This is a genomic window from Desulfosporosinus sp. Tol-M2 (assembly GCF_059735615.1).
Window position 1 is genome coordinate 1 of sequence record NZ_JCAIJG010000177.1, and the last position, 25,724, is coordinate 25,724.

At 44.9% G+C, this 25,724-nt stretch carries 26 protein-coding genes; 21 read left to right on the plus strand and 5 right to left on the minus strand.

Going from position 1 to position 25,724, the window contains the following annotated elements; all coding sequences use genetic code 11:
- Positions 1–236: 236 nt before the first annotated feature.
- The 13 genes from ilvB to AC6I5A_RS12990 all read left to right on the plus strand — a co-directional run bounded on the left by ilvB (position 237) and on the right by AC6I5A_RS12990 (position 13,304).
- Positions 237–1,925, plus strand: a complete 1,689-nt coding sequence (gene ilvB / locus AC6I5A_RS12930; RefSeq protein WP_497900760.1) for a biosynthetic-type acetolactate synthase large subunit — start codon at positions 237–239, stop codon at positions 1,923–1,925.
- Positions 1,926–1,929: 4 nt separating this feature from the next.
- On the plus strand, positions 1,930–2,409 hold the full coding sequence (gene ilvN, locus AC6I5A_RS12935; RefSeq protein WP_034616762.1) for an acetolactate synthase small subunit: 480 nt from the start codon (positions 1,930–1,932) through the stop codon (positions 2,407–2,409).
- Between the two features lie 83 nt (positions 2,410–2,492).
- A complete protein-coding gene (ilvC, locus tag AC6I5A_RS12940) occupies positions 2,493–3,491 on the plus strand; it encodes a ketol-acid reductoisomerase (protein WP_034616765.1) in 999 nt (332 codons plus the stop codon).
- Positions 3,492–3,615: 124 nt separating this feature from the next.
- Positions 3,616–4,881 (plus strand): 3-isopropylmalate dehydratase large subunit, encoded by a 1,266-nt coding sequence (gene leuC / locus AC6I5A_RS12945; RefSeq protein WP_034616768.1) that lies wholly within the window; start codon positions 3,616–3,618, stop codon positions 4,879–4,881.
- 1 nt (position 4,882) lies between these two features.
- Positions 4,883–5,371 carry a 3-isopropylmalate dehydratase small subunit gene (locus AC6I5A_RS12950; RefSeq protein WP_034616771.1) on the plus strand — a complete coding sequence of 163 codons (489 nt, stop codon included), beginning with the start codon at positions 4,883–4,885 and terminating at the stop codon, positions 5,369–5,371.
- On the plus strand, positions 5,364–6,428 hold the full coding sequence (gene leuB, locus AC6I5A_RS12955) for a 3-isopropylmalate dehydrogenase (RefSeq protein WP_034616774.1): 1,065 nt from the start codon (positions 5,364–5,366) through the stop codon (positions 6,426–6,428). Before AC6I5A_RS12950 ends, leuB begins: the two co-directional genes overlap by 8 nt.
- 137 nt (positions 6,429–6,565) lie before the next feature.
- Entirely contained in the window at positions 6,566–6,883 is a 318-nt protein-coding gene (locus tag AC6I5A_RS12960; RefSeq protein ID WP_052168098.1) for a hypothetical protein, read from the plus strand.
- A 54-nt stretch (positions 6,884–6,937) separates the two neighbouring features.
- Entirely contained in the window at positions 6,938–9,046 is a 2,109-nt protein-coding gene (locus AC6I5A_RS12965) for an alpha-amylase family glycosyl hydrolase (RefSeq protein WP_497900756.1), read from the plus strand.
- 69 nt (positions 9,047–9,115) lie between these two features.
- A complete protein-coding gene (proC, locus tag AC6I5A_RS12970) occupies positions 9,116–9,922 on the plus strand; it encodes a pyrroline-5-carboxylate reductase (RefSeq protein WP_034616908.1) in 807 nt (268 codons plus the stop codon).
- A gap of 2 nt (positions 9,923–9,924) precedes the next feature.
- Positions 9,925–11,040, plus strand: coding sequence for a glutamate 5-kinase (gene proB / locus AC6I5A_RS12975; protein WP_034616911.1), 1,116 nt, complete (start codon positions 9,925–9,927; stop codon positions 11,038–11,040).
- 251 nt (positions 11,041–11,291) lie between these two features.
- Entirely contained in the window at positions 11,292–12,506 is a 1,215-nt protein-coding gene (locus tag AC6I5A_RS12980) for a cofactor-independent phosphoglycerate mutase (RefSeq protein ID WP_034616777.1), read from the plus strand.
- Between the two features lie 115 nt (positions 12,507–12,621).
- Positions 12,622–12,987, plus strand: coding sequence for a DUF3106 domain-containing protein (locus tag AC6I5A_RS12985; protein ID WP_034616779.1), 366 nt, complete (start codon positions 12,622–12,624; stop codon positions 12,985–12,987).
- A gap of 89 nt (positions 12,988–13,076) precedes the next feature.
- The gene (locus AC6I5A_RS12990; RefSeq protein ID WP_497900761.1) at positions 13,077–13,304 is read left to right on the plus strand and encodes a DUF3231 family protein; all 228 of its coding nucleotides are present in this window, start codon (positions 13,077–13,079) and stop codon (positions 13,302–13,304) included.
- On the opposite strand, the gene AC6I5A_RS12995 is transcribed toward AC6I5A_RS12990, so the two are convergent.
- Complete coding sequence (locus tag AC6I5A_RS12995) at positions 13,297–14,217, minus strand: SufB/SufD family protein (RefSeq protein ID WP_034616782.1); 921 nt, start codon at positions 14,215–14,217, stop codon at positions 13,297–13,299. The genes AC6I5A_RS12990 and AC6I5A_RS12995 overlap by 8 nt on opposite strands.
- The gene (locus tag AC6I5A_RS13000) at positions 14,198–14,950 is read right to left on the minus strand and encodes an ABC transporter ATP-binding protein (RefSeq protein ID WP_034616785.1); all 753 of its coding nucleotides are present in this window, start codon (positions 14,948–14,950) and stop codon (positions 14,198–14,200) included. Before AC6I5A_RS13000 ends, AC6I5A_RS12995 begins: the two co-directional genes overlap by 20 nt.
- Positions 14,951–15,163: 213 nt before the next feature.
- Between AC6I5A_RS13000 and AC6I5A_RS13005 the strand changes: the two genes are divergently transcribed.
- The 6 genes from AC6I5A_RS13005 to AC6I5A_RS13030 all read left to right on the plus strand — a co-directional run bounded on the left by AC6I5A_RS13005 (position 15,164) and on the right by AC6I5A_RS13030 (position 19,277).
- Complete coding sequence (locus AC6I5A_RS13005; protein WP_052168099.1) at positions 15,164–15,472, plus strand: hypothetical protein; 309 nt, start codon at positions 15,164–15,166, stop codon at positions 15,470–15,472.
- Positions 15,473–15,703: 231 nt separating this feature from the next.
- Positions 15,704–16,159 carry an RrF2 family transcriptional regulator gene (locus AC6I5A_RS13010; RefSeq protein ID WP_034616788.1) on the plus strand — a complete coding sequence of 152 codons (456 nt, stop codon included), beginning with the start codon at positions 15,704–15,706 and terminating at the stop codon, positions 16,157–16,159.
- A 37-nt stretch (positions 16,160–16,196) separates the two neighbouring features.
- Positions 16,197–17,384 carry a cysteine desulfurase NifS gene (gene nifS, locus AC6I5A_RS13015; protein WP_034616790.1) on the plus strand — a complete coding sequence of 396 codons (1,188 nt, stop codon included), beginning with the start codon at positions 16,197–16,199 and terminating at the stop codon, positions 17,382–17,384.
- Positions 17,385–17,402: 18 nt separating this feature from the next.
- The gene (gene nifU, locus AC6I5A_RS13020) at positions 17,403–17,780 is read left to right on the plus strand and encodes a Fe-S cluster assembly scaffold protein NifU (protein ID WP_034616793.1); all 378 of its coding nucleotides are present in this window, start codon (positions 17,403–17,405) and stop codon (positions 17,778–17,780) included.
- A gap of 403 nt (positions 17,781–18,183) precedes the next feature.
- Positions 18,184–18,357, plus strand: a complete 174-nt coding sequence (locus AC6I5A_RS13025) for a hypothetical protein (protein ID WP_497900757.1) — start codon at positions 18,184–18,186, stop codon at positions 18,355–18,357.
- The gene (locus AC6I5A_RS13030; protein WP_034616797.1) at positions 18,354–19,277 is read left to right on the plus strand and encodes a DUF3231 family protein; all 924 of its coding nucleotides are present in this window, start codon (positions 18,354–18,356) and stop codon (positions 19,275–19,277) included. Before AC6I5A_RS13025 ends, AC6I5A_RS13030 begins: the two co-directional genes overlap by 4 nt.
- A 312-nt stretch (positions 19,278–19,589) precedes the next feature.
- Here AC6I5A_RS13030 and AC6I5A_RS13035 read toward each other — a convergent pair whose 3' ends face one another.
- The 3 genes from AC6I5A_RS13035 to AC6I5A_RS13045 all read right to left on the minus strand — a co-directional run bounded on the left by AC6I5A_RS13035 (position 19,590) and on the right by AC6I5A_RS13045 (position 22,385).
- Positions 19,590–20,663: a DUF3231 family protein gene (locus tag AC6I5A_RS13035; protein WP_052168100.1), complete on the minus strand. Its 1,074-nt coding sequence runs from the start codon at positions 20,661–20,663 to the stop codon at positions 19,590–19,592.
- A 41-nt stretch (positions 20,664–20,704) separates the two neighbouring features.
- On the minus strand, positions 20,705–21,778 hold the full coding sequence (locus AC6I5A_RS13040; protein WP_034616800.1) for a DUF3231 family protein: 1,074 nt from the start codon (positions 21,776–21,778) through the stop codon (positions 20,705–20,707).
- 103 nt (positions 21,779–21,881) lie between these two features.
- Positions 21,882–22,385, minus strand: coding sequence for a CBO0543 family protein (locus AC6I5A_RS13045; RefSeq protein WP_052168101.1), 504 nt, complete (start codon positions 22,383–22,385; stop codon positions 21,882–21,884).
- 299 nt (positions 22,386–22,684) lie between these two features.
- On the opposite strand from AC6I5A_RS13045, the gene AC6I5A_RS13050 reads away from it, so the two are divergent.
- Together AC6I5A_RS13050 and AC6I5A_RS13055 are read left to right on the plus strand one after the other, a co-directional pair.
- On the plus strand, positions 22,685–24,301 hold the full coding sequence (locus AC6I5A_RS13050) for a PAS domain S-box protein (RefSeq protein WP_034616802.1): 1,617 nt from the start codon (positions 22,685–22,687) through the stop codon (positions 24,299–24,301).
- Positions 24,213–25,658 (plus strand): ATP-binding protein, encoded by a 1,446-nt coding sequence (locus tag AC6I5A_RS13055; RefSeq protein ID WP_497900762.1) that lies wholly within the window; start codon positions 24,213–24,215, stop codon positions 25,656–25,658. Before AC6I5A_RS13050 ends, AC6I5A_RS13055 begins: the two co-directional genes overlap by 89 nt.
- The last annotated feature ends 66 nt before the right edge of the window (positions 25,659–25,724 follow it).

Genomic DNA, 25,724 nt, shown 5'->3' on the forward strand with positions numbered 1-25,724 from the left:
AGAGGTCCTTAGACCGGGGAGAATCTGTCTGGTCCGAGCGGTACAGAATCCAGATTGGATTTACACCGTGGGTAGAAAAAACCCAAGCGGAAAGTTCCACGATATTGGGGACTACGCTTGGGCTATTTATTTTAGTGGATGCCGGTGATTTAGTTGATGGGCAAGAAACCGGAGATGGAGTTCCCGGAGAAGTGTTAAAAGGCAACAGGCAGATGAGTTTGGAAGGGAAAATGAGTATGAGTGAAGAAAAAAAAGGATTAAAAGGGGCAACGGTCTTATTAAATGCCTTACAGCAAGAAGGTGTTGACGTTCTTTTCGGTTATCCGGGTGGCGTGTTACTTCCATTGTACGATGCCCTTCTGGATAGTCCCATTCGACACGTATTGGCACGTCATGAACAAGGAGTGGTGTTTGCGGCGGATGGTTATGCTCGAGTTAGTGGAAAGGTAGGGGTTTGTTTAGCAACATCCGGCCCGGGGGCGACGAATCTCGTAACGGGTATTGCCAATGCCTATGCAGATTCTATCCCTTTAGTCGTTTTAACGGGGCAGGTTCCTACGGGTCTGCTCGGATGTGACTCTTTTCAAGAAGCGGATATTATCGGGATTACGATACCCATAACCAAACACTCTTATTTGGTTAAAGATCCGAGGGAGCTGCCGCGGATTGTTAAAGAGGCTTTTTATCTTGCTCGAACAGGCCGACCTGGGCCTGTGCTCATCGATCTCCCGAAGGACGTTTTAGCACAGGAAAATGTTGAACCCTTTCCTGCGGATATGAAATTGAAGGGGTACAAAGTGTTTGGCAGGGGAAATAACGATGAAATCGATGAAGTGGCGAAGGCACTTTCGGAATGTCGAAAACCTGTACTTTATGCCGGGGGCGGTGTGGTTACGGCAGGAGCAGAAGGAGTTCTGAGGCAGTTAGCCGAAACAGCAGATTTACCGGTAGTCACGACTTTGATGGGCATTGGAAGCCTGCCTTTCGGGCATCCTAATTTATTAGGAATGGTTGGCATGCATGGAACGGTGACGGCGAATTATGCCGTGGATGATTGTGATTTGCTGATTGCGGTGGGGGTACGCTTTGATGACCGGGTGACCAGCGGTTTAGGCCATCGTTTTGCCACTAAAGCAAAAGTCGTTCATATCGACATCGATCCCGTGGAGATAAGCAAAGTGGTAAAAACGCATATTCAAATTGTTGGGAATGCCCGCTCTGTCCTGGAAGAATTATTGGACATCTTACCGGGGTTCACTGTTCCTCAGGTTGCCGACTGGTGGAACCAATTACGTGTTTGGAAGAAAGATCATCCTTTGAGCTATGATTTGGACAGACTTACACCCCAAATGGTAATCGAATGTCTGGGAGAGCTTACTGATGAGCATACGATCATCACAACTGATGTAGGCCAGCATCAAATGTGGGCCGCTCAGTATTATCCGACAGTGAACCCACGCAATTATGCGACCAGTTGTGGACTGGGAGCTATGGGTTATGGACTTCCTGCCGCTGTAGGGGCGCAAGTTGCCCGTCCTGAAGCTTTGGTGGTTTTGATAACGGGAGACGGTTCCTTACAGATGTCGCTCCAGGAGTTAGGAACTATTGCTCAGAACAAACTTCCGATTAAAATTATCTTACTGAACAATGGCGTCCTTGGCCTGGTTCGCCAATGGCAGAAGAGTTTTTATGGGGGGCGGTATAGTCAAACACAGCTCGATGGCAATCCGGATTTTGTCAAAGTAGCGGAGGCCTATGGGATGCTGGGAATTAATGTCGATTCCACTGAGCAGGTTCAAAGTGCCATAGCGGAGGCAATCAAACATTCCGGGCCGGTGCTGGTGAATTTTACGATCTCCCCGGACGAAGCTGTATTGCCCTTAATTCCGCCGGGTAAAGATATTACTGAAATGATTGTGAGGTAATAACATGTTGCATACACTTGCAGTCCTAGTGGAGAACCACCCCGGAGTTTTAATCCGGGTAGCGGGCTTGTTCGCTCGCAGGGGGTATAACATCGATAGCCTGACAGTCTGTCAGACGGAAGATCCTGATATTTCGAGGATGACGATTGTCGTAGACGGTGATGATCAGGTCATTGAGCAGGTGAGAAATCAACTCAGTAAACTGGTGGTTGTGCATACAGTTTCGGATCTGACGGGGGAAAGTGTTGTTGAGCGAGAGCTGGCGTTAATCCGGGTTGAAGTCAGCCCGGAAACTCGAGCAGTGGTTTTCCAGACAGTCGAAGTTTTCCGGGGACGAATTGTAGATATGGGTAGAAGCACTATTACTGTTGAGTTGACCGGGGATATTGCCAAAATTGATGCGTTTGTTAACGCGATTAGTCCCTATGGGTTATTAGAACTGGTCAGAACAGGCAAGATAGCCATGTTGCGATCTGAATTATAAGGATTCTGGATGGTGTGGTATAGTATATATGATATCTGGTCTGTTTGAGGGAAAGACTCATAATTGAAAGGAAGTAAGCAAAAATGGCAAAAATGTATTATGAGGTAGATGCGAATCTGGAGTTGTTAAAAGGGAAAGTCATTGCGGTTATGGGATTTGGGAGCCAAGGGCATGCCCAGGCCCAAAATCTCAAAGATTCAGGACTTAAGGTACTGGTTGCGGACTTACCGGGAAGTGTCAACTGGAAGCGGGCGGTTGAGGCAGGCATGGAGGTTATGACGGTTCCCGAGGCAGCGGCACAAGCGGATATTATTCAAATTTTGCTTCCTGATGAGCTGCAAAGCAGGGTCTATCATGCAGAAATAGAAGAACATCTTACAGCCGGGAAAGCGCTCGTCTTTTCGCACGGCTTTAATATTCACTTTGGGCAAATTGTTCCTCCCGGAGACGTCGACGTCTTTATGGTAGCGCCTAAAAGCCCCGGTCACTTAGTACGCCGCACTTACACGGAAGGTGCGGGAGTACCGTCTTTGATTGCGGTCTTTCAAGATGCCACAGGTCAAGCCAAAGAATTAGCCCTGGCCTATGCCAAGGGAATTGGTTCAACGAAGGCCGGCGTGCTGGAAACAACCTTCAGAGAGGAAACAGAGACAGACTTGTTCGGGGAACAGGCAGTCCTTTGCGGAGGGGTTACCGAACTGATCAAAGCCGGTTTTGATACGTTGGTTGGAGCAGGTTATCAGCCCGAAATTGCTTATTTCGAGTGCTGTCATGAACTTAAGCTGATCGTTGATTTGATTTATGAAGGCGGCTTACAATGGATGCGTTATTCTATCTCGGATACCGCGCAGTATGGGGATCTGATAACCGGAAAACGGATTATTAATCAAGCAACTCGCCAGGAAATGGGAAAAGTTCTGGAAGAAATTCAAGATGGAAGCTTTGCCAAAGCGTGGTTACTCGAAAACCAGGTTAATCGACCGGCTTTTAACGCTATGAATCGCAAAGAAGAAAATCATCTGATTGAAAAGGTTGGGGGAGAATTAAGAGGCATGATGAGCTGGCTTCAAAAACACGAGTAAGTAGAGGTTTATTCACTATTGAAGCAAGCGTGTTAGGTTATCTCCCGGCCGTATACCGGGCGTTCGGACGGGGCTGGATTAAAATAAAAGCGGAAAATGCAGCTAAAGGGAGGGAGGAAGAGCAATGTCCATGACCATTACAGAAAAGATTCTGGCGCAACATGCCGGACTGGATAACGTCGTTCCGGGGCAATTGATCACGGCGAAGTTGGATTTTGTCTTGGCAAATGATGTTACAGCGCCTGTGGCGATCCAGGAGTTTGCCAAGTTAGAAACGAAAAATGTCTTCGATCGCAATAAGGTTGCTCTTGTTCCGGACCATTTTGCGCCCAATAAAGATATTGCTTCGGCGGAACAATGCAAATTGATGCGTGACTTTGCAAGAGAACAGCAGATTGAACATTATTTTGAAGTGGGACAGATGGGTATTGAACATTGTCTGTTGCCGGAACAAGGACTAACTTTGCCCGGAGACCTGATTATTGGCGCTGACTCCCATACCTGCACCTATGGAGCTGTTGGAGCGTTTGCCACAGGGGTCGGGAGCACAGATTTAGCAGCAGGGTTGGCGACCGGCGAAGCTTGGTTTCGGGTTCCGGAATCCATGAAGTTTATCTTCCATGGAACCCGGTTTCAAAAATGGGTCGGCGGGAAAGACCTGATCCTTTATCTGATCGGGAAATTGGGTGTCGATGGGGCTCGCTACCGAGCAATGGAGTTCACTGGCGAAGGAATAGCGGCCTTATCCATGGATAATCGTTTTACGATCTGCAATATGGCGATTGAAGCCGGCGCTAAAAATGGTATTATCGCGCCGGATGACAAAACGTTTGCTTATCTTGAAGGACGAGCATGTCGCTCGTATCCTTTGTACTATAGTGATCAAGACGCTCATTACAGGGAAGTCCAGGAATTTAAAGTATCCGAGATCCCTTTGCAAGTGTCCTTCCCTCATTCCCCGGAAAACGCTAAATCAGTAAGGGAAGCCAGTGGGATTAAAATTGACCAGGTTGTGATCGGCTCCTGCACGAATGGTCGCCTGGAAGATCTGCGGATCGCGGCGGACATTCTGCGCGGTAAGAAAGTGCACCCGGAAATCCGTTGTTTGGTTTTCCCTGGAACACAAACTATTCTACGGGATGCAATGCGTGAGGGAATTATTGACACCTTGATTGAGGCGGGAGCTGCCGTCAGCACGCCGACCTGTGGTCCTTGTTTGGGTGGTCACATGGGAATCTTGGCCAAAGGGGAGCGGGCCGTATCCACCACAAACCGGAATTTTGTGGGACGCATGGGGCACGTGGAAAGTGAAGTTTACTTAGCCAATCCTGCGGTCGCAGCGGCCTCTGCTCTCAAGGGTCAAATAGCCCATCCAGAGGAGGTGTCTTAGATTGGGAAGAGCGTGGAAGTTTGGGGATGACATAGATACGGATATCATTTTGCCGGCACGTTATTTAAATAAATCCACTCCTGAACATCTGGCGGCGCATTGCATGGAAGATGCGGGTACGTCTTTTGCTCAGGACGTTAAAGCTGGGGACATTATGGTAGGTGGGAAAAACTTTGGCTGCGGTTCCTCGCGCGAGCATGCCCCGATAGCCATTAAGGTTTGTGGTATAAAAGTGGTGATTGCTGAGTCGTTTGCCCGAATTTTTTATCGTAATGCGTTAAATATTGGGTTGCCGATTATGGAATGCCCGGAAGCTGTGGCGGGAATTTCTGAAGGCAATGAGATAGAAGTTGATATTGAGTCGGGTACGATTGAGAATCTCACGACCCATCACAAATATCAGGCAGTTTCCTTTCCTCCCTTTATGCAGGAATTAATTCGCAGCGGTGGGCTTGTTCCCTACGTGAAAGGGAGGAACAAAAATGCCTGATGTTTTGGTTCTCCCGGGTGACGGCATAGGAACAGAGATTACCCCGGAAGCGGTTAAGGTTTTACAAGCGGTGGTCAAAGGTCGCTCGACGAGCCTGAATTTTAATTACGGTTTAATCGGCGGAGCAGCTATTGACGAAGCGGGCAAGGCTTTGCCTGATGAAACGTTAGCGGCGGCACAGGCGGCGGATGCGATTCTCATGGGTTCAGTGGGTGGTCCTAAATGGGATACTCTGCCGGCTGGGGAACGTCCGGAATTGGGAGGGCTGCTTAAAATAAGAAAGGCCCTTGGTCTTTACGCGAATATCCGGCCAGTAAAAATGAGCCCCATGTTGGTAGATGCCTCAACGCTGCGGCCTGAGGTGGTCAAGGACGTTGATCTCGTCGTTTTGCGGGAACTGACCGGCGGACTCTATTTCGGGGAGAAGGGCAGAAAAACCGACCCGGCGAGTGCTTATGACATATTGATCTATTCTGAGGAAGAGATCCGGCGCATTGTCGAACTCGGCTTTCAAATGGCCGGAAAACGACGGGGGAAACTTTGTTCAGTCGATAAAGCGAATGTGCTGGAATCATCCCGTTTCTGGCGGGAAATCAGCAGTGAAATGGCTAAGGATTATCCCGACGTTGAGTTAACGCATATGTATGTGGACAATGCGGCCATGCAATTAATCCGTCAGCCGAATCAATTTGATGTGATTGTGACGGAGAACATGTTCGGTGATATCCTCACAGATTTAGCTTCAATGCTGGGCGGGTCGATCGGGATGATGCCTTCGGCCAGCTTAAATGGCACAAAAGGGCTCTATGAGCCGTCCCATGGCTCGGCACCGGATATTGCCGGGCAAAATATTGCCAATCCTTTAGCGACAATCCTCTCAGGAGCCTTAATGCTGCGCTATTCGTTTGATATGGAGGAAGAGGCTCAAATGATTGAGCGAGCGGTTGAAGCCGTCTTGGCAGACGGTTACCGGACGCCGGATTTAGCAAAACCTGGCGATAAAGTGTTAGGAACACGGGAAATGGGAAATGCTGTCGTTGAGGCACTTGGATCATAGACAAAGTCAAAGAAGCACCCTGTCGGGTGCTTCTTACTTTGAGTAAGAGTCCATATCCTCTCCATTTGAATTAAGTCTCCATGTTGAGTTATTAATGTTCGGGCGGATATGATATACTTTGTGAGGGAGGGAAAGATATGGAAGAAATCCTCAAAGAAATTCTCGCGGTACTCAAAGAGCATTCTACAATAATAAAAGAGAATTCAACAATACTAAATGAACATTCAACAATATTAAGAGAGCATACAACAATACTAAGAGAGCATTCGACAATATTAAGAGAGCATTCCACAATACTCAAAGAGCATTCAACAGAAATAAGGGACATTAAACGATCAGTTAAAACTTTGGAAATGGACATGACCGAAGTCAAAGACACGATTAACAAATATGTTTTTACAGACATCGCCAAACTGGAAAAACGATTGGAAATATTAGAAAAGAAAGTCGGTTAAGGAATAGGGTCGGAAAGGGCCTTCGAAGTGAGACTGTATGATGAGAGAGACCGTATGATGAAAAAAAATACTTCCTATAACGCTACAAACACTACAAACGCTACAAACTCCACAAACACTTCCCATAACGCTGAAGCGGGTCTTAAAATACTTGAAATTGACCCTTGGTTAGAGCCCTATAAGAAGGATATAATGCTTCGTATGAATTGTTACACACAGGTTAAAAAATCGCTTCTTGGCGAGGCCGGCAAATTCAGAGACTTCGCCAACGGTCATAACTTTTTCGGCTTTCACCAGAATGGGGGCGGCTGGTATTATCGCGAGTGGGCTCCCGCTGCGGAGGCATTGTTTCTAATCGGAGATTTTAACAACTGGAACCGGGCATCACACCCGCTCACCAAAAAAGAGGAAGGGCACTGGGAGATATTTCTTCCCGGAAAAGAAGCTCTCGCCCACAAATCACGCGTCAAGGTTCGCATCGTGTTCAAGGGTACCGACCGCGACCGCATTCCCCTGTATATTAGAAAAGTAATCCAGGATTCCAGGAATAACGATTTCAGCGGGCAGATTTGGGCTCCGGAGGAAGCGTACAAGTGGAGCGATGAAAACTTCCGTGTAGATGGCGAAAAACCACCGCTGATTTACGAGACACATATTGGCATGGCCCAGGAAAAAGAAGCCATTGGAACGTACAAGGAGTTCGAGGATAATATTCTGCCGCGCGTACAAGCGCTGGGCTATAATACCATACAGATAATGGCTATAATGGAGCATCCGTACTATGCGTCTTTTGGATATCACGTTTCCAATTATTTTGCTGCTTCATCCTGGTATGGAACGCCAGAGGAGCTGAAGTCTCTTGTTGATAAGGCGCACAGTTTGGGAATCGCCGTCCTGATGGATATAGTGCAGTCCCATGCGGTTAAAAACTTCGCCGAAGGCATCAACGAGTTTGACGGTACCGCGCATCAGTTTTTCCATTCCGGCAGTCGCGGCTGCCATCTTGCCTGGGACTCGAAGCTTTTTAACTATGGGAAACATGAAGTAATACACTTTCTGCTCTCCTGTATTAAATTCTGGTTAGAAGAATATCATTTTGACGGGTTCAGGTTCGACGGCGTAACATCGATGATTTACCGTGACCATGGTCTGGGAACTGCTTTTAATGAATATGGTAAGTACTTCAGCCTGAATACGGATATTGAAGCCATCACATATCTCCAGTTCGCAAATGAGCTGATCAAGGAAATCAGACCGGATGCGCTAAGCATCGCGGAAGACATGAGCGGTATGCCGGGTATGTGCCTTCCTGTAACAGATGGAGGAATTGGATTTGATTATCGCCTGGCAATGGGGATGCCGGACTTTTGGATTAATATTCTGAAGACTAATGATGACAATTGGGATCTATATCAGCTATGGCATGAGCTTACCACAAGTCGTCCGGGAGAAAAACGGATAGGCTATGTCGAATCCCATGATCAGGCCATGGTTGGGGATAAGACCCTTATTTTCAGGATGGCGGACAAGGAAATGTACTGGCATATGAATAAGGAAGGCCGGAGCTTAGGGGTGGAACGTGCAATTGCGCTGCATAAGATGGCGCGGTTAATCACAATATCTCTAGGCGCGGAAGGGTATCTTAATTTTATGGGCAATGAGTTTGGACATCCGGAGTGGATTGACTTTCCAAGAGAGGGCAACGGCTGGAGCTTCAAACATTGCCGTAGACTCTGGAGCCTGGCGGACAGTCCCTTCTTAAGATATGAAGACCTTAAGAACTTTGACAGCACTATGATAAAGCTTATGTCTGAAGAGGGTCTTATGGGAAGCGGAGTTCCCCAGCAGCTTTGGCTAGATCAGAATAAGAAGGTCCTGGCCTACAGGAAGCAAGATTTTATTTTCATATTTAACTTCCATCCAGCCAATTCATACGAAGACCTGGAAATCCCTATTCAAGAAAACAGCAGTTTTAAGGTTACGCTGGATACAGATGAAGAGCGGTTTGGAGGGTACAAGCGCATATCCCATGCTATCACATACGAAACCCATAAGCTGAAAATGAACCGGAACTTTACGGGCATTTCCATATATTCGCCCTGCCGCACAGCTTTGGTATTAAAAAAGCTTACTGATTATCATTCTTCACTGGAAATAAGGTAGCCTTCTCGCCCAAAAGGAACGAGGAGGCCGTTTATGTAGGATGAGCTAACTAAAGAAAGGGTGCGGTTTATGAACCAAAGTATTGGCTTTATCGGTGGGGGAAATATGGCGGAGGCCATCATCGGCGGAATCAAGAAAACGGATAGAGAGCTCCAAATTAGAGTTAACGAACGATTGGAGAAACGACTTCAATATTTGGTTGATAAGTATGGTATTAGAGCTTCCGGAGTTCAGGAACTTGCGGAAAACTCGGCTGTTGTTATTCTCGCGGTGAAGCCAAAAGACGTTCATGAAGTGCTTAAGGAACTGGAAAGTTATTCATTAAAAGATAAATTGATCATTAGTATTGCAGCGGGTATTCCCTTAAAGCTATTTTACAAGAATCTTCCCGGCGTTGCGGTTATCCGGGCCATGCCGAATACTTCAACAGCGGTGTTGCACTCTATGACGGGATTGGTTCGCGGAGAAAATGTAACGCAGGAACAGGCCGAGGCGGCTCAACAAATATTTGCGGCCATTGGTCGCATTCTGTGGATTCCGGAAGAAAAAATGAATGCTCTCATTGCCCTAAGCGGAAGTGGGCCGGCTTATTATTACCTTTTTACCGAAAGTTTAATCCAAGCAGGGGTTCAATTAGGCTTAAGTGAAGAGGAAGCTGAGCTGTTAGCCTGCGAAACCCTCGTTGGGGCAGCTAAAATGGTGACTGAAAGTAAGAAGACACCCGGAGAATTGCGGGAGCAAGTAACCTCCCCGAATGGGACGACTTTTGCAGCGTTAGGTGTTTTTAAAGACGATGACTTGCCTCGGATTGTGATGAAAGCAGCACAGGCCTGTGCCCGGCGCGCAGAGGATATGGAAGGAGAGTATTCCGTGTGACATTGCTTGACGTTCGGAGAGTAGTTATTAAAATCGGAAGCAGCAGCTTAAATCATCCTCAAGGCGGGTTGGACGATCATGCCATCGCCGAAATAGTGGCTGTGATCGCCGCACTAAAGGAAAAACGGGTCGAGTGCGTTATCGTTACCTCCGGGGCAGTAGCAGCTGGTATGGGGCAACTGGGACTACAAGTGCGTCCTCAGGATCTTGCGGGCAAACAAGCGGTTGCAGCCGTCGGACAAGGTGTGCTTATCGAAAGGTATGCCCGAAATCTGGAACTGTATGGTTTAGTGGGGGCTCAAGTTTTATTGTCTCGTATCGATTTAGCGGAAGCGTCTCGCTATCGAAACGCCCAAAATACGCTGGAAAAATTAATCCGCTTACAAGTCGTTCCTATTATTAATGAAAACGACACAGTTGCGGTGGATGAACTCTGTTTTGGGGACAATGATACCCTTTCCGCCTTGGTGGCAGGGCTCATTAGAGCGGATTTATTAGTAATTCTGACAGATGTTGATGGCTTGTATTCGACTAATCCGAAAATAGATCCTTTGGCTCAACTGATTAAAGAAGTTGCTGAAGTATCCGCGGTAGAGTGTATGGCGAGCGGGGCAGGAACGACCATGGGTACCGGAGGAATGGTCACAAAACTCAGAGCGGCAAAAATTGCCACACGTTTTGGGATTGGGATGCTCCTTTTGAATTTTACGCGGATCAGAGAACTTCTGAACCTTACTGAGGGTCAGGAGACAAAGGGGACTTATTTTCCGCCGGCAAAGCATCGTCTTACGGGGCGGAAACGTTGGATCGCTTATGCAGGTTTATCTGAAGGTAGCATACAAGTTGATGACGGTGCAGCTAAGGCTCTTGTGGAAGAGGGTAAGAGTTTACTGGCCAAAGGGATTATAACGACTGATGGGACCTGGGAGCGTAAAGAAATCGTGCGTATTGTCAACCTGCTGGGGGAAGAAATTGCCAGGGGAGTCGTTGAGTTGAGCAGTGATGAGGTGCAGCAGGTTAAAGGGTGGCATTCTGAAATAATACTCCAACTTATTCCTGATTTTGAAGGAGAAGAAGTGGTTCATCGTGATAATATGACTCTCATGGGGGACGCATGATCTTTATTCACTGTGTATTCTTCTTTATAAGCCCCGTCTTAGGACAGGGCTTAATTCTTTTTGAGATATAGGTTGTAATAAAGCAATAAGTGATCTGAGTATCTCAATCGTTTGTGAGAAAGCAGGGGGTATGATATAGTAAAATACAGAAGATCGGGGGATTCACGATGCTGCGGATGGCGATGAAATTAGAAGGTGTTAGCAGTTAGAGAAATATTAGTAGGGCAGAAAGCTTGGAGGGGGTAGAGATAATGAAATATATAGTAGTTTTAGCCGACGGAATGGCTGACTATCCAATTGATAAACTAGATCATAAAACCCCATTAGAATATGCAAAAACTCCCAATTTTGATTTCTTTGCCGCTAATGGAAAAATGGGAATGGTCAAGACCATTCCGGATACCCTTTTACCGGGAAGTGATACTGCAAATCTCTCAGTTTTAGGCTATGACCCGGAAAAATATTATAGTGGAAGATCTCCTTTTGAGGCTGCAAGTATTGGGATTCCACTGGAACTAACAGATATTACTTTTAGGTGTAATGTAGTTACCCTTACGGAAGAGGAACCTTATGAAGAAAAAGTCATCTTAGACCACAGCGCAGATGAAATAACTACGGTGGAAGCTACTGAATTAATAATAGCTGTTAATGAACATTTTAAAACTAAAGCTTTGGAATTTTATCCAGGAATAAGCTATCGACATATTTTAGTGTGGCACAATGCACCTAAGGATTATAAACTCATTCCGCCGCATGATATTTTAACCAGAAAGATCAGCGAATACCTGCCAACTGGGGGAGACAGCGCCGTACTTTTGGATATGATGAAGAAAAGCTACGAGTTTTTAAAGGATCATCCTATAAATATTAACAGAAAAGAAAGAGGGCTTAGGCCTGCAAATTCAATCTGGCTGTGGGGTGAAGGTCATAAACCTGCCCTATCAAGTTTTCTGGAAAAGTACAATACCAAAGGCTCAATTATTTCGGCAGTGGATTTAATTAAGGGAATTGGTATATGTTCGGGAATGAATATAATTGAGGTTGAAGGTGCAACAGGTAACGTGCATACAAATTATGTGGGGAAAGCAAAAGCTGCGCTTGAAGAGTTAGAGAAGGGACAGGATTTTGTTTATATTCATATAGAAGCGCCAGATGAATGTGGGCATAGAGCTGAGCTCGAAAATAAAGTACTATCCATCGAACTAATAGATAAGGAAATTGTAGGCACATTATTAGAAGGGCTAAAGGGGCAGGACTTCAAATTAATGGTTTTACCAGACCATCCAACACCGATATGTCTTAGAACTCATACTTTAGACCCGGTACCATTTGTCATATATGACAGTACAAAACATACGGGAAAACAAGCTGTTTTTAATGAAAAAAGTGCTTCTCAAACAGGGATATATGTTGAAAAAGGTTACAAGCTAATGGATACATTTATTCTTGATGAAGCAATTAGATAGGAATGAAATAATTTTAAAGGCTTTGAGGAGGTTTGCCATTCCTGTCAACATCTCATGTTATAATGAGATGTTAAGAAGTATCACCAGTAAGATGATGGAAGGAGGAGGTATTAGGATGGGAAGTTTGAAGGATAGAGTTGGCAAGGTATTTGACTCTGCTATGGAAACACTCGATGAAACTAAGAAAAAGACGGAAAAACTGATAGATAAGGCCGAAGAGAAAGCCAAAGAGCTGAAAGACAAAGCTGAGGATATGAAGGACATGGCTGAAGAGAAAGCCAAAGAACTGAAAGACAAGGCTGAGGATATGAAGGACATGGCTGAAGAGAAAGCCAAAGAACTGATAGACAAAGCTGAGGATATGAAGGACATGGCTGAAGAGAAAGCCAAAGAACTGAAAGACAAGGCTGAGGATATGAAGGACATGGCTGAAGAGAAAGCCAAAGAACTGAAAGACAAGGCCACAAAACTGATAGATTAATTGAAATCCCGCACCCTTCTTTTTAGGATGCGGGATACTTTTTTACAATTAACTCATTATGTCTATTGCATCTTCGACGCTGAGTAACAATCGCACCATTTTCAGATAAACTCATGATAACCATAGTAATGTATGCTAATGAGGGCGGAATGGGATTTTACGGTGTTGGTATGGCCTTAGATATCAGGCGTGATATTGTAGCCAGGTTTATTAAACTCATTATAGAGATTGGCAAATATGGGGCTGACGGTATTAAAATCAATATCAAGAATGGTTGGTTAGAGCAGCCACCCCAAGCAATAATTCACTCTATTTAAGAAAACCATTGAGGATTGTATCCTCTGCTTCCTTCTCCGAAAATCCCATGGACATTAGTTTAATTAACTGCTCAGATTCAATTCTCCCAATAGCAGCCTCATGAACAAGTTGTGCTTCACTATGATAGGCAGAAATCCTCGGGGTGGAAAGAACGACGGCATTATGCATAATAATAGCGTCGCATTGGATATGCCCCCGGCATTTGTTTTTCCCGGCTAAATCAAAATAGAATACTTGCTTGGAATTGTCCTGAGCAACGGACCGTGAAATAATCTGGGCTGAAGAAGCTGCACCAAATAGTTCAACATTGATCCTGGATTCCGCTTCTTGATCCAGGTTGGTTAAGAGACGTTCTGTGACCACAAGCTTGGCATTATCCATAAGTCGGATGTCAGTCTCTCTTTTAGTGCGGTCAACTCCCTTGATTTGAATCAGTTCGAGTTCGATAACTGCCCCTGCTTCCGCCTCAATAACCGTCTTGGGATTTAATACCCGATGTCCTGTTCCTTCACCCTGACCATAGTGTTTTTCGACATACTTGACTTTGGCACCTTTTCTAACATAAAAGGTGTGTATTCCGTCATGCTGGGATTTGTGGCTTCCGCAATTATGGATGCCACATCCCGCTATGATTTCCACGTCTGAGTATTCTCCAACTTCAAACGTATTATAGACAACGTCATTGAGGTTTTCTTCCGTCAGAATAACTGGAATATGAACGCTTTCGCCTTTGGTATAGGGCTTAATAATCACATCAATACCCGACTTATGCTGTTTGGCGACGATATCGATATTGGCGGTCGTATTTCGCTGTACCCCCCGGCCATTTTTTCGGATATTGAAAGCTCCTTGGGGTATTTCATGAAGATCGGCCACTTTCTCCAGCATCAGTTTATCCAACGCATTCAACATTTTGACCAACCCCCTTCTCACATTTTGTACTACACAAACAAGAATCGTTATTCAAGATTCCAGCAAGAATGATATCCCTTTCGGATTGTGCGCTGATCATCCCGTTGGACATTAAAATAATTTCATCCGCCAGTTCCATAATGCGTTCTTGATGGGAAATGATGACGATCGTGGTATCATATTGCATGTGGATATTGATAAATGTTTCCGCAAGCTTTTGAAAGCTCCATAAATCAATTCCTGCTTCCGGTTCATCAAAAATTGCAATCCTTAGATTCCGGGCAAGCACGGTTGCAATCTCGATCCTCTTCATTTCTCCCCCTGAGAGACTGGAATCAACGTCCCGTTCGAGATAGTCTTGGGCACACAATCCGACATGATAAAGGAGATCGCAAATATTAACTTTTTCAGGATTATGTGAGGCAGCCATATTGAGAAGATCCTTGACTTTGATGCCTTTAAAGCGTGGAGGACTCTGAAAAGCATACCCTATGCCCAGGCGAGCTCGCTCAGCAATTGTCATTTGCGTAATATCTTGTCCGTCGAGCAGGATTTTACCGCGGGTAGGATTATAGGCTCCCATGATGATTTTAGCCAGAGACGATTTTCCTCCGCCATTAGGACCCGTGACAACATAGATCTTTTTATCATAAAAGGTTAAATTTATGTTCTTTAGAATCTCAACACCTTTTTTTCCTTCCAGTTCCAGAGACACATTCTGCAAATCAAGCATGTCGATTCCTCCTTCGTACTTATACATATTAAAGAATACCATAGTCAGGACAAGTTCACCAGTGATGAGGTACTACATAAACAGAAAGGTTATTCGCCCTTGCAAAAAATAGCTCCATAATAAAAGAAAAATGTCATAGGAATGGTATATCTTTCCGTTATCATCTATAACAGAGGAAATTAATATCTAAAATAGAAGAGGGGGACAAATCATATGGAAGACGTCGAAATAAAAGGATTTGCCATTTCATGGGATATTACCGCCGACTATTTTGGTCAAACCGAAGGGGGCAAACCTAATGGCTGGGGCAAAGCTACTTTCCCCTCCGGAAAGACGTATAACGGTGAATGGAAAGATGGGAAAATGCACGGCATGGGCCAAGAGTTTTATAATAACGGCATTCTCAGATTCGAAGGCGAGTATAAGAATGGCTACAGGGACGGTTTTGGCAAGGCTTATTTGCGGGATGGCAAGTTATTTTACGAAGGAAATTGGAAAAATGGTGAACAAGCAAGAGACTAAACTAATTAGACTTATATATTTTATCTATTTTACCGCCTCAGGCGGGTTTTTTTTCTAAAGAATTAGTGTCATTGCAACTTGGCATAGTATTTGACCAGAGAATCCCAGAGGTTTGTTTTGAGTCTTGTATCCTCTTGACAAATCCCAAGCGTTTTTATAAGATATAAACAAAAAATAAGTATAAACATATAAATAGTAGGGTATAACCTTGGAAAAGAGGAGGTGAGGGTAATGAAACTCTCAACCAAAGGTCGGTATGGGGTTAGAGCCATGTTCGATTTAGCCCAGCATATGGATGAAGGCCCGACTTCTTTGAAAAGTATAGCAGAGAGACAGGGCATTTCTGAACATTATCTGGAGCAACTTGTTTCCGGTTTACGTAAAGCCGGTCTCGTCAAGAGTGTTCGTGGGGCGCAGGGCGGCTATTTATTGGGCCGAGAACCGGGTATGATAAGAATTGGGGATATCATTCGCGTGTTGGAAGGGCCCATAGCTCCTGCCGATTGTGTATCCGAGGAGAACCCTGAATGTTGCGCTAAAGCAGAATATTGCATGACCCGGACAATCTGGGAGAAAGTCCGCGACTCCATCGCCGAAGTTCTCGATGCCATCACACTTGAAACGCTGCTTGAAGATGCCAATAAGCGCGAAACGGACGAAAATTTTAATATGTACTATATAGACTAATTATTTTCATTTAAATGGGTACTGGGGAGGGAGTCCAATGAGGCGTATTTATTTAGACCACAGTGCAACGACTCCAGTTGATCAGGAAGTTGCTGCTATAATGACTACATATTATACCGAAAAATATGGTAATCCTTCAAGTGTTCACGGTTTCGGCAGAGAGGCTAAACAAGCTTTGGAGGAAGCCAGGCGCCAAGTGGCGGAGCTGATCGGAGCTACCCCTCCGGAAGTAACCTTTACCAGCGGCGGAACGGAAGCGGATAATCTTGCAATTCTGGGCATAGCCGAAGCGATGCGTAAAAAGGGGAAGCATCTTATCACATCCGCCATTGAACACCATGCAGTTCTCGAAACCTGTGAATACTTAGCGAAAAACGGATTTGAGCTGACCGTTATCCCGGTTGACTCAGAGGGGATTGTCTCGGTGGATGACATTCGCCAGGCCGTGCGGCCGGATACGATCTTAATTAGTGTGATGCATGCCAATAACGAAGTTGGAGCAATCCAACCGATTGTTGAGATAGGTAACTTGGCGAAGGAACTTGGCATTACATTTCATGTTGATGCAGTTCAGTCCCTTGGAAAAATACCTATTAATCTCCAGGAAATGAATATTGACCTGCTGACGGTGTCCAGTCATAAAATTTACGGACCAAAAGGGATTGGTGCTCTTTATATTCGCAAAGGGGTACGCCTTGTGCCTTTGGTTCATGGGGGAAGCCAAGAAAAGAGGCGCCGTTCGGGGACGGAAAACACGCCGGGAATCATCGGGTTTGGTAAAGCCTGCGAACTGATCGGCAAGCGGATGGTCGAAGAAGCCAAGCCGCAAACGAAACTGCGCGACAAACTTATGAACGGAATCCTTGAGCGCATTGAATACGTGAAAGTCAATGGACCCCTCGGAGAAAAGCGCTTGTCCAACAATGTCAATGTCAGTATTCGGTTTATCGAAGGGGAGTCCTTGTTACTTTCCCTGGATATGCTGGGGATTGCCGCTTCCAGCGGATCAGCTTGCACATCCGGTTCGCTTGATCCCTCTCATGTTTTGCTTGCTATGGGACTGGCCCATGAGATCGCCCACGGTTCCCTGCGCTTTACGTTAGGTCGGCAAAACACGGAAGAAGAGATTGACTATGTTCTGGAACAATTACCGAAGATAGTAGAGCGTTTGCGCATGATGTCCCCGCTTTATGATCAAATTATTCAGCTTAATCAAGTGCAATAAAAGGGAGTGGACTATAAGATGTATACAGAAAAAGTGATGGATCATTTTACAAATCCGCGTAATGTGGGTGAAATTGCAAATGCAGATGGCATTGGTGAAGTAGGAAATGCCAAGTGCGGAGACATTATGCGTATTTATTTAGATATTGAGGGAGACACCATTAAAGATGTCAAGTTCAAAACGTTTGGCTGCGGTGCAGCCGTCGCCACCAGCAGTATGGTCACGGAAATGGTCAAAGGAAAAACCATCGAGGAAGCTCTGGTAATCTCAAATGCGGCAGTAGCCGAGGCTTTAGGAGGGCTTCCGCCGGAGAAAATGCACTGTTCCAACTTGGCTGCGGATGCACTTCATAAGGCTATTGAGAATTATCGTAATAAACTGTTAACAAAGGAATAGCTGAATGTGATATTCATAAAGTAATTATTCCCAGGTTAAGGAATTTGGATAAATTAAAAGCTGCTACGATCATTACAAGAAAGTAGCTGCAAGCCCGCTGGTCGGAGTCGGCCCTGGGTATGGGCAAAAACTCCCGCTATTGGTCCAATCAACAGCAATTAGAAGATATTTAACATATTGAGGCAACCTTGAACAAATACAATAGCCCCGCGGCTTAGAAGCCCCGGGGCATTATTTTGATCAGTTATTATGCTGTTATGAATCATTTCATTTATGAATGTCTTCCGAGAGTGTCTGCTATGAATATGGCTTTTTGGGTTCTCAAATTTATCTTTCCGGTATAATCTAATATCCCTTTGCTCATAATAAATTAACGATAAAATGCTGGCGGGGGTTATACAATATGCAGACAACTCAAGATAATGCCCAAGCTAATACATTAAATCCTATTGCACAGGGGTTTCAAGAGGAAAACGCCCCTGCTCCAATTTTAAGCAAAAGCGTTCCTTACGACGAGAGGCTTTCCTCCTGGGAAATGAGCCAACTGAGGTTGATCATCAAGCTAATAGTTCTATGAAATGTATTCTTCAATACTTTGTGGCAAAAGCCCAAGATCCTGAGATTAAAGCTATGATGAACGACGCTCTTAATATAATACTTCCACAGCAGAGTACCATAACTACCCTTTTTAATTCCGTCGGCTTTCCCGTTCCCCATGGGTTTACGGATGAGGATGTAAAAATAAATGCGAAACGTTTGTATTCGGATAGCTTAATGTTATCATTTCACAGAGCAATAATTAGATTTAGATTGGTTCAATTAGCTCATGCCTTACCGTTAGCCACCAGACCCGATGTGAGAGACTTTTTTAACGATGCTTTAGTGCAGGAACAGAACCTTTTAAATAAAGCAGAAGACCTTTTGACAAAAAAAGGCATTAACGTAAGGCCTCCTTATACTCCAGTACCGGACAGGGTGAAGTATATTGCTGATAATTCATGGTATGGAAATTTATTTGGGAGTGAACGTCCAATAAATATATTGGAACTTACACAAGTGTTTAAACGTCTTGAAAATAAGCTTGTTGAAAATGCCATCCAACTGGGATTTACCCAAGTTGTTAAAGATCCAAAAATCAAGGCCTATTTTTCAAGAGGACTGAACATCTTTGACAAAGAGATAGAAAAATGGAGTAAAGTCCTGAACAAGGAAGATATGATACTTCCAATGAGTTGGAAAAGTGAGGTAACGGATTCCTCGGAGTCTCCCTTCTCAGATAAGTTAATGCTATTTCGAACGGTGTTAAATATTGCCTATTCAGTATACGCCAATGGTTTTGCTCTGGCCAATTGTAATAGAACAGACCTGGTTACTGCTTTTGCCAAGGTTGAATTAAACCTGTCGTCATACGGAAAGGACGGACTTGACTTAATGATAGCCAACGGTTGGATGGAAGAGATACCACTTGCCGTTGATCGTAAAGGCTTAAAACACTAACCTAAACAGTATACCACTATTACTCTTAGTTCTTTGATTTGGTAAAAAAGCAAGAACTACTATAAAAACCAGAACTGGCTGTAGTAAATATTCAGCTCCCACGCATATGATATGCGTGGGGGCTGACAATAGAGCTGAATAGCCTGATATCAAAGGCTTTGAGGCAGTAGCCCCTTTTTCCTTTTGCCCTTATATGTTTTAGTGCGTCCGAAAATAACCAAATCTTGCATCTTGCTTAATGGGACTTGAGTTTGTAGGAAAGGTCGATAAATAGCCGCGCTTATTCGGTTGCCGCCGGAATTAATCATTAAACTAATGACTTTGATTGATGATTTCCAGCCTATCGGCAGCTTGGGGGATCTTTTCCAGCCAGCCGCTGCTAATCATAAGATCCAGAGCGTCTTTGGCATAGGCCTGGAGAGCGATAATTGTACCAGCAAATGCGGTTACTATATCCGCCCGTACGCAATTGGCCAGGGAAATCCCCAGCATGGTCACACTGTTTCGCATCATCGTCAGAATGGCAAACATTATTAACTTATCGGTAAATGGAGATTCCGCACAATCTGTGATCTCATGTTCCCAGGTGACAGGGAGCGGTAAGTCTTCATCTTGCAGAATTTTACTCCATCCCTCAACTTGCTTGTCGACAAGCTGTTTTCCTTCGGACAAGAAAGCGAGCACTTTTTGGGACTGCACTACCTGGGAAAAGCCCAAAATTAATGCTCTCTCAATCATTTTGGTTTGCAGCCTGGTATGAACGTGAAAGATTTCCAAGGCATTCATTGGCCGTTTGTCCCCGATTAACCCGGCAAAAAAGGTGTCTTGATGAATATATTCCACCCGATCCGGCACCGGGATATTGGGTGGTTTAAACCATAAACCCTTACGTAATAGCGTTTCGCCGGCTCTGTTAAATAGGTCTTGAGTCTCATCGATACAAGCATTGTAGTATTCTTTTACATCTGTTCGAACTGCCCTGGTTGAGCCCATCAAGGATTCGACCAATTCAAAATTAACTAATCCCTGGATATAGACTAACATGAACCCATCGGAAAAAAGCCGCCTGGCGTTCGGTTCCACATCCTCATCATTGAAGGCTTGGGGAATAGGGAAGCCAACCGTGTTAAAAATCTGAGTAAGCTTATTTAAACGGGTATTCATTATTTGCAGGGCAAAGTCTAATACGCCATAAATTTCGGGGTCTTGGGTTTTGGCTGTAAAATATTGCAACTGGCATTTGGCGGCTGCATTATATAAATACATCTCCCACAGGTGCCCCATCTCGGCAGCGCTTAACCGTTCATCATTCGGACTGTCTTTAATGGCATTAAAAGGGATGGGTTGTTCAGTGATATGAGGAGTTCCAGGTTGAACGTTTTCCATGTTAACCTCCATTTAAATTATTTCCTTAGTTAGAACCCAGGCTAGTGCTTAAATCCTCGAATCTCTTTGCGATCGGCGGCATGAGGAATTTTTTCCATCCAGCCATTATGCATCATCAATTCCATAACGTCTTTCGCCCAGGCGGCATTTTCGGCAAGAGACTTGTGCATGGCGGTTACAATATCGGCGCGCGTGCAACTGGCAATAGCTATGCCATAATCGGTAAGCGTATAACCGATAACTGTCAGGACATGAAACGTCATTAATTTATCGGAAAAGGGTGATTCTGAGGAATCCGTCAACTCATGAATTAAGCTCAGCGGCAGGGGTAAATCTTCATCACGTAATATTTGCGTCCAACGGTGGATTTGCTTGTCCATGGTTTTCTTACATTGGTTTAATAAATCCTTGACTTTCTGGGATTGGACTGCCTGCATAAATCCAATTACTATGGGTCTTTCCAGCAGCTTAGCTTCCAGGCTGTTGAATACCTGGGCGATTTCCAAACCGTTGATCGCTCGTTTATCACCAAATAGACCCTTGTATAAGCTTCGGTCTGAATGAATATAATCGATTCTATCCGGTATAGGGATATGGGCCTCCTCAGAGAAGAAGCCTTTCTTAAGGAGAATTTCGTCTGTCTTTTTATGCAAATCCTGAACCTCATCAATACATTGAGTGGCAAATTGCCGCACATCCGGGCGGGTCGAGCCGACAAATGTATTAAAGTATTTTATGGCTCCGTACCTGTTGATGTATCTAAGATAGGCGAGCATAAATTGATCGGAAAACAACCTTTTGGCATTTGGCTCAACATCTGCATCGGTAAAACCATGGGGAATCGGGAAACCTACGGAATTAAACATTTGCGTATATGCGTTAAGATGATTTAGCGATAAACTTAAAGCATATTCCAGGACAGCGCGGATTTCCGGATCCTGGGCGGAAGAGACAAAATATTGGAGCAGACATTTGGCGGAACTGTCCGCCATATACCCTTCCCAGAGCTGGCCTTGTTCAAAAGCGGAGAGTCTCTCGTCACTGGGAGCTTGGGCAGGGCCATAAGGAATGGGCTGCTGTTTAATCTGATTAAAGTCCTGTTGCTGAGTTTCCATATTTACCTCCAATATAAGTTTTTTCAAAAACTACTAGTATAATTATTTTAACCACGCTTTGTGATATTATCAGTCGTTATGTAAATGGTGCGCTTATATTAAGCTAATATGGTGCAGGCAGCTTAAAGTAAAAGGTTATGCCAACTCCTATAAAGCCGGCCAACAACCATGCCACCGGGGCTCGTTTCTGATGGATAATCAGCAGAGGGAATAACAGACAGTCAAAGATAAGAGAATACCCCAGGTTCCAGCCATTATAGTGCTGCATATAGTCATATTTGAGCGCAAGCAACTCTAAGCCAAAATAAAGACCCACCCAGATCACGATGTAAACGATCTTCTTCCCCCAAGACCTTAATTGATTGAAAGTCGGAATAAATAGCAGAACTGTGCAAGGGTAGATTATCAGCGCAACTATCAAAGTAGTTAGAGTGCTGGAAAATAATTTTGCGGTATAGTGCCATAGTGGTTTTGCAGAAGAGACATAAAGATAGAGAAGATCACCAGCGATTAGAAAGAGCATTGTCGGATAATAAGACCGCCAATTTTTACAGTCTCCCCATTTGTAGCAGGCGAGAACAAAAAGGCACGCTAACAGCAAAATCATTAGAATTACCCTTTCAGGATTATTTTCACTTCACTGGCAACGCTGATGTACTTTCCGGGGCGTATAAACCCCCTAATAGGCGTATAATCCCTCTATAATAATTGTGAGTTTAATATATCCTTTGTCAGAGAATTTCATTCAATAGGTGTTGCTGCTTGCCGTTTACAATCTTCCAAAGTTCGACATTATCCCTAAAGACAGATAGTAAAGACTGTGGCATAATTAGATATGCAGATATGGAGAAAACTGGGAATATTAAGCATGTTTCACCTAAAGATGGCAGTTGGAGGTGTCCCTTGATGCAAACAGACAACCAGAAAGAGCAAATCCTCGACACAATGGAAGACGGCTTTTTCACTATAGATCATAAATGGCGTTTTCGCTGCATTAACCGGAAGGCTGCGCATATCTTCGGCTTGGAACCCAAGGAATTGGTGGACAAGGTTATCTGGGAAGTATCACCTGAAATTATCGGTACCAATCTGGAAAAAGTCTACCGTCAAGCCATGGAACTCCAAGCGGCGCAGCGTATCGAGATGCAAGGCCTGCTTACCGGCAGCTGGTATAATATCATCGCCTTTCCTTCGGCGGAAGGCATCTCTGTCTATTGGCAGGATATCAGTGAGCAGAAGGAAGCCGAAAACAAGCTTGCTTTTCAGGGGCAGCTGCTAGCTCAAGTAAATGACGCCATTATTGTCAGAGATGAACATAAAGTTATAACCTATTGGAATAAAACGGCCGAAAGGATTTTAGGCTGGGCTGCTTATGAGGTAATAGGGCAGCCGACGCAAGCGCTGTTCGAAAAAATTATCGAAAATCCAAAATGGGATAAAATATCAGGCGAAATACTTCAGGAAGAAATATACACAGGCGAATTAATATTAAAATGTAAAGACGGGTCTAAAAAAATCGTTAATATCCAGTCAAAGGCTATAAAAAATTTACAGGGGGAATTCAAGGGGACGGTTACTTCCTTTTGGGATATTACTGAGCGGAAGAAAACGGAAGCAGCGCTGGTGGAAAGCGAAAGGAAATACCGGGAACTGGTAAAATATGCCCCGGCAGGCATTAGCGAAGTAGATTTTCGAAGTAAACGATTATTATCTGTCAATGATGCGATGTGCCAATTAACAGGATATAGCAAGGAAAAATTGCTGGAGATGAGTCCCTTTGATATTTTGAATGACCAAAGCAAGGTAACTTTTCAGGGCAGGATTAGTCAATGGTTAAAGGGAGAAAAACCGGACCGATTTGTCGAATATATTGTTAAGGCCAAAGACGGACGGGAAATCTACGCCTCTTTGGATGTAACATTTACATTTGATGAAAATGGAAAACCACAGGGAGCGACGGTCATTAGCCATGATATTACCGGGCGCAAGCAGATCGAGGAGGCGCTGCGCGTAAGCGAGGAGCGGCAGGCGTTCCTGTTGAAACTCAGCGACGCGCTGCGTCCGCTGGCAGACCCGCTCGAAATCCAGGAAACAGCCATGCGAATCCTTGGCGAGCATCTGGGTGCCAGCCGCGCTTACTATTGGGAATCGGATCGCGACGACCTCGACTATATGACAACCGGCTGCGGCTATTCGGTCGATCCCATCGGGATGCTGCCCCGCTTCCGCGTGACCGAATATAGCCCGGCTTTCCTCGAAGCATATAGGAGGGCACAAACCGTTGCCGTAGACGACGCGGAGAATGATCCGCGCATCGACGAAACCCGGAAAGCTGCGTTCAGAGCGTTAGGACCGCCCGCCTTCGTGGGCGTTCCGCTGCTCAAGAACGGGATTCTTGCCGCTGTTCTCAGCATTCACCGGCGGCAAAATACTGATCTGCAACTCGGCTACGGCAGCCGTCACCGGCAAGACGGTCGAGGAGATGATCGGTCAGGACGACTATTCCCATTATTCCGATTCTGAAACTGCCCGGGCAATAATCGAGAACGACAGGCGAATAATGGATTCGGACAGGGCCGAGGTGGTAGAAGAGAGCGTATTTTTAAATGGGGATACGAAAATATATCTTTCCACCAAAACACCGTGGTACGATGCGCAAGGAAATGTTAAAGGTATCATAGGCGTGGCGCGCGACATCACCGCGAGCAAACGGACTGAGGAGGCACTGAAAGAAAGCGAAGAAAAGGCGCGGGCGCTTGTCATGGTACTAAAAAAAGCTGATCAAAACAAAAACGTTTTCCTGAACATGCTTTCTCACGAGCTCAGGAATCCTCTGGCCTCGATTATAATGAGTCTTACTCTTTTGGACCGCGTACCTCCCGCTGGGGAACAGGCCCGAAAGGCCCGGGAAATTGCTATGCGCCAAGGGGAACAGCTAACCCGCCTGGTAGATGATCTTTTGGATGTTACCCGCATTACGCAAAACAAGATTATCCTCAAGAAAGAAAATATTGAACTCAATCAGCTGGTGCAAAAGGCTCTGGAGGATTATCAGGAGCAATTTGCGGAAAAAGAAGTTGCGCTGGAAAGAAAAATAGGCTCAGACCCCATATATCTTGAAGCCGACCGGGCACGCCTGATCCAGGTCATAGGTAACCTGTTGCATAATGCCGTCAAGTTTACGGAAAAAGGCGACAAAACCCTGGTAACAGTGTCCATGGATCAGAAAACGCAGGAAGCGGTAGTTACGATAATGGATACCGGCCTTGGCATTAAAACTGAACTGCTGTCTGATTTGTTCGAACCTTTTATACAGATAGACAGTTCTCTCGTCCGAACACAGGGTGGTCTTGGCTTGGGTTTGGCTATTGTCAAAGGAATGGTGGAACTGCATGGCGGTAATGTGACCGGCCATAGTAAAGGATTAGGCAGTGGGACAAAATTCACCATTCGTCTGCCTGTCATAAGCTCAGATAAAGAGAAACAGGAGGATAAGCGAAAAGGAAAAACTGCATGTTCATTCAAAATCCTGGTTATTGATGATATCCCGGATATTGCCGAGATCTTATCTTCATTGCTTAGCTATTTTGGACATAAGGTCTTAATTGCTTTTAGCGGGCATGAAGGTTTAGCCCAAGCAAAAGAATTTATGCCGGATGTAGTAATCTGTGATATCGGCCTTCCCGGTATGAATGGTTATGAAGTGGCCAAAAGCTTACGTAACGATCAGGAATTAAAGGATACGTTCCTCATTGCCCTTTCCGGTTTTGCTCAGCCGGAGAATCTGGAACAGTCCAGGGAAGCCGGATTTGATAGGCACTTAGCCAAGCCGGTTAGCCTGGATACGTTGGAACAGGTATTAGCTGAAATTTCATTGTAATAATGCTTGTGAAATAGAAGACATCTTTATTAACTACGTAGAAGATTGCAAACGAAGGTAGGGGTG

Excerpts from the sequence above, each read along its gene's own strand:
- nifU (WP_034616793.1), top strand. The coding sequence starts at position 17,403 with ATGTATACAGAAAAAGTGATGGATCATTTTACAAATCCGCGTAATGTG.
- AC6I5A_RS13025 (WP_497900757.1), top strand. The coding sequence starts at position 18,184 with ATGCAGACAACTCAAGATAATGCCCAAGCTAATACATTAAATCCTATT.
- AC6I5A_RS13035 (WP_052168100.1), bottom strand. The coding sequence starts at position 20,663 with ATGGAAAACGTTCAACCTGGAACTCCTCATATCACTGAACAACCCATC.
- AC6I5A_RS12980 (WP_034616777.1), top strand. The coding sequence starts at position 11,292 with ATGAAATATATAGTAGTTTTAGCCGACGGAATGGCTGACTATCCAATT.
- ilvN (WP_034616762.1), top strand. The coding sequence starts at position 1,930 with ATGTTGCATACACTTGCAGTCCTAGTGGAGAACCACCCCGGAGTTTTA.
- AC6I5A_RS13010 (WP_034616788.1), top strand. The coding sequence starts at position 15,704 with ATGAAACTCTCAACCAAAGGTCGGTATGGGGTTAGAGCCATGTTCGAT.
- ilvB (WP_497900760.1), top strand. The coding sequence starts at position 237 with ATGAGTGAAGAAAAAAAAGGATTAAAAGGGGCAACGGTCTTATTAAAT.
- ilvC (WP_034616765.1), top strand. The coding sequence starts at position 2,493 with ATGGCAAAAATGTATTATGAGGTAGATGCGAATCTGGAGTTGTTAAAA.
- AC6I5A_RS13005 (WP_052168099.1), top strand. The coding sequence starts at position 15,164 with ATGGAAGACGTCGAAATAAAAGGATTTGCCATTTCATGGGATATTACC.
- AC6I5A_RS12985 (WP_034616779.1), top strand. The coding sequence starts at position 12,622 with ATGGGAAGTTTGAAGGATAGAGTTGGCAAGGTATTTGACTCTGCTATG.
- AC6I5A_RS13050 (WP_034616802.1), top strand. The coding sequence starts at position 22,685 with ATGCAAACAGACAACCAGAAAGAGCAAATCCTCGACACAATGGAAGAC.
- AC6I5A_RS12960 (WP_052168098.1), top strand. The coding sequence starts at position 6,566 with ATGGAAGAAATCCTCAAAGAAATTCTCGCGGTACTCAAAGAGCATTCT.
- AC6I5A_RS13000 (WP_034616785.1), bottom strand. The coding sequence starts at position 14,950 with ATGCTTGATTTGCAGAATGTGTCTCTGGAACTGGAAGGAAAAAAAGGT.
- leuB (WP_034616774.1), top strand. The coding sequence starts at position 5,364 with ATGCCTGATGTTTTGGTTCTCCCGGGTGACGGCATAGGAACAGAGATT.
- leuC (WP_034616768.1), top strand. The coding sequence starts at position 3,616 with ATGTCCATGACCATTACAGAAAAGATTCTGGCGCAACATGCCGGACTG.
- AC6I5A_RS13045 (WP_052168101.1), bottom strand. The coding sequence starts at position 22,385 with ATGATTTTGCTGTTAGCGTGCCTTTTTGTTCTCGCCTGCTACAAATGG.
- AC6I5A_RS12995 (WP_034616782.1), bottom strand. The coding sequence starts at position 14,217 with ATGTTGAATGCGTTGGATAAACTGATGCTGGAGAAAGTGGCCGATCTT.
- AC6I5A_RS12965 (WP_497900756.1), top strand. The coding sequence starts at position 6,938 with ATGATGAAAAAAAATACTTCCTATAACGCTACAAACACTACAAACGCT.
- nifS (WP_034616790.1), top strand. The coding sequence starts at position 16,197 with ATGAGGCGTATTTATTTAGACCACAGTGCAACGACTCCAGTTGATCAG.
- proC (WP_034616908.1), top strand. The coding sequence starts at position 9,116 with ATGAACCAAAGTATTGGCTTTATCGGTGGGGGAAATATGGCGGAGGCC.
- AC6I5A_RS13030 (WP_034616797.1), top strand. The coding sequence starts at position 18,354 with ATGAAATGTATTCTTCAATACTTTGTGGCAAAAGCCCAAGATCCTGAG.
- AC6I5A_RS13040 (WP_034616800.1), bottom strand. The coding sequence starts at position 21,778 with ATGGAAACTCAGCAACAGGACTTTAATCAGATTAAACAGCAGCCCATT.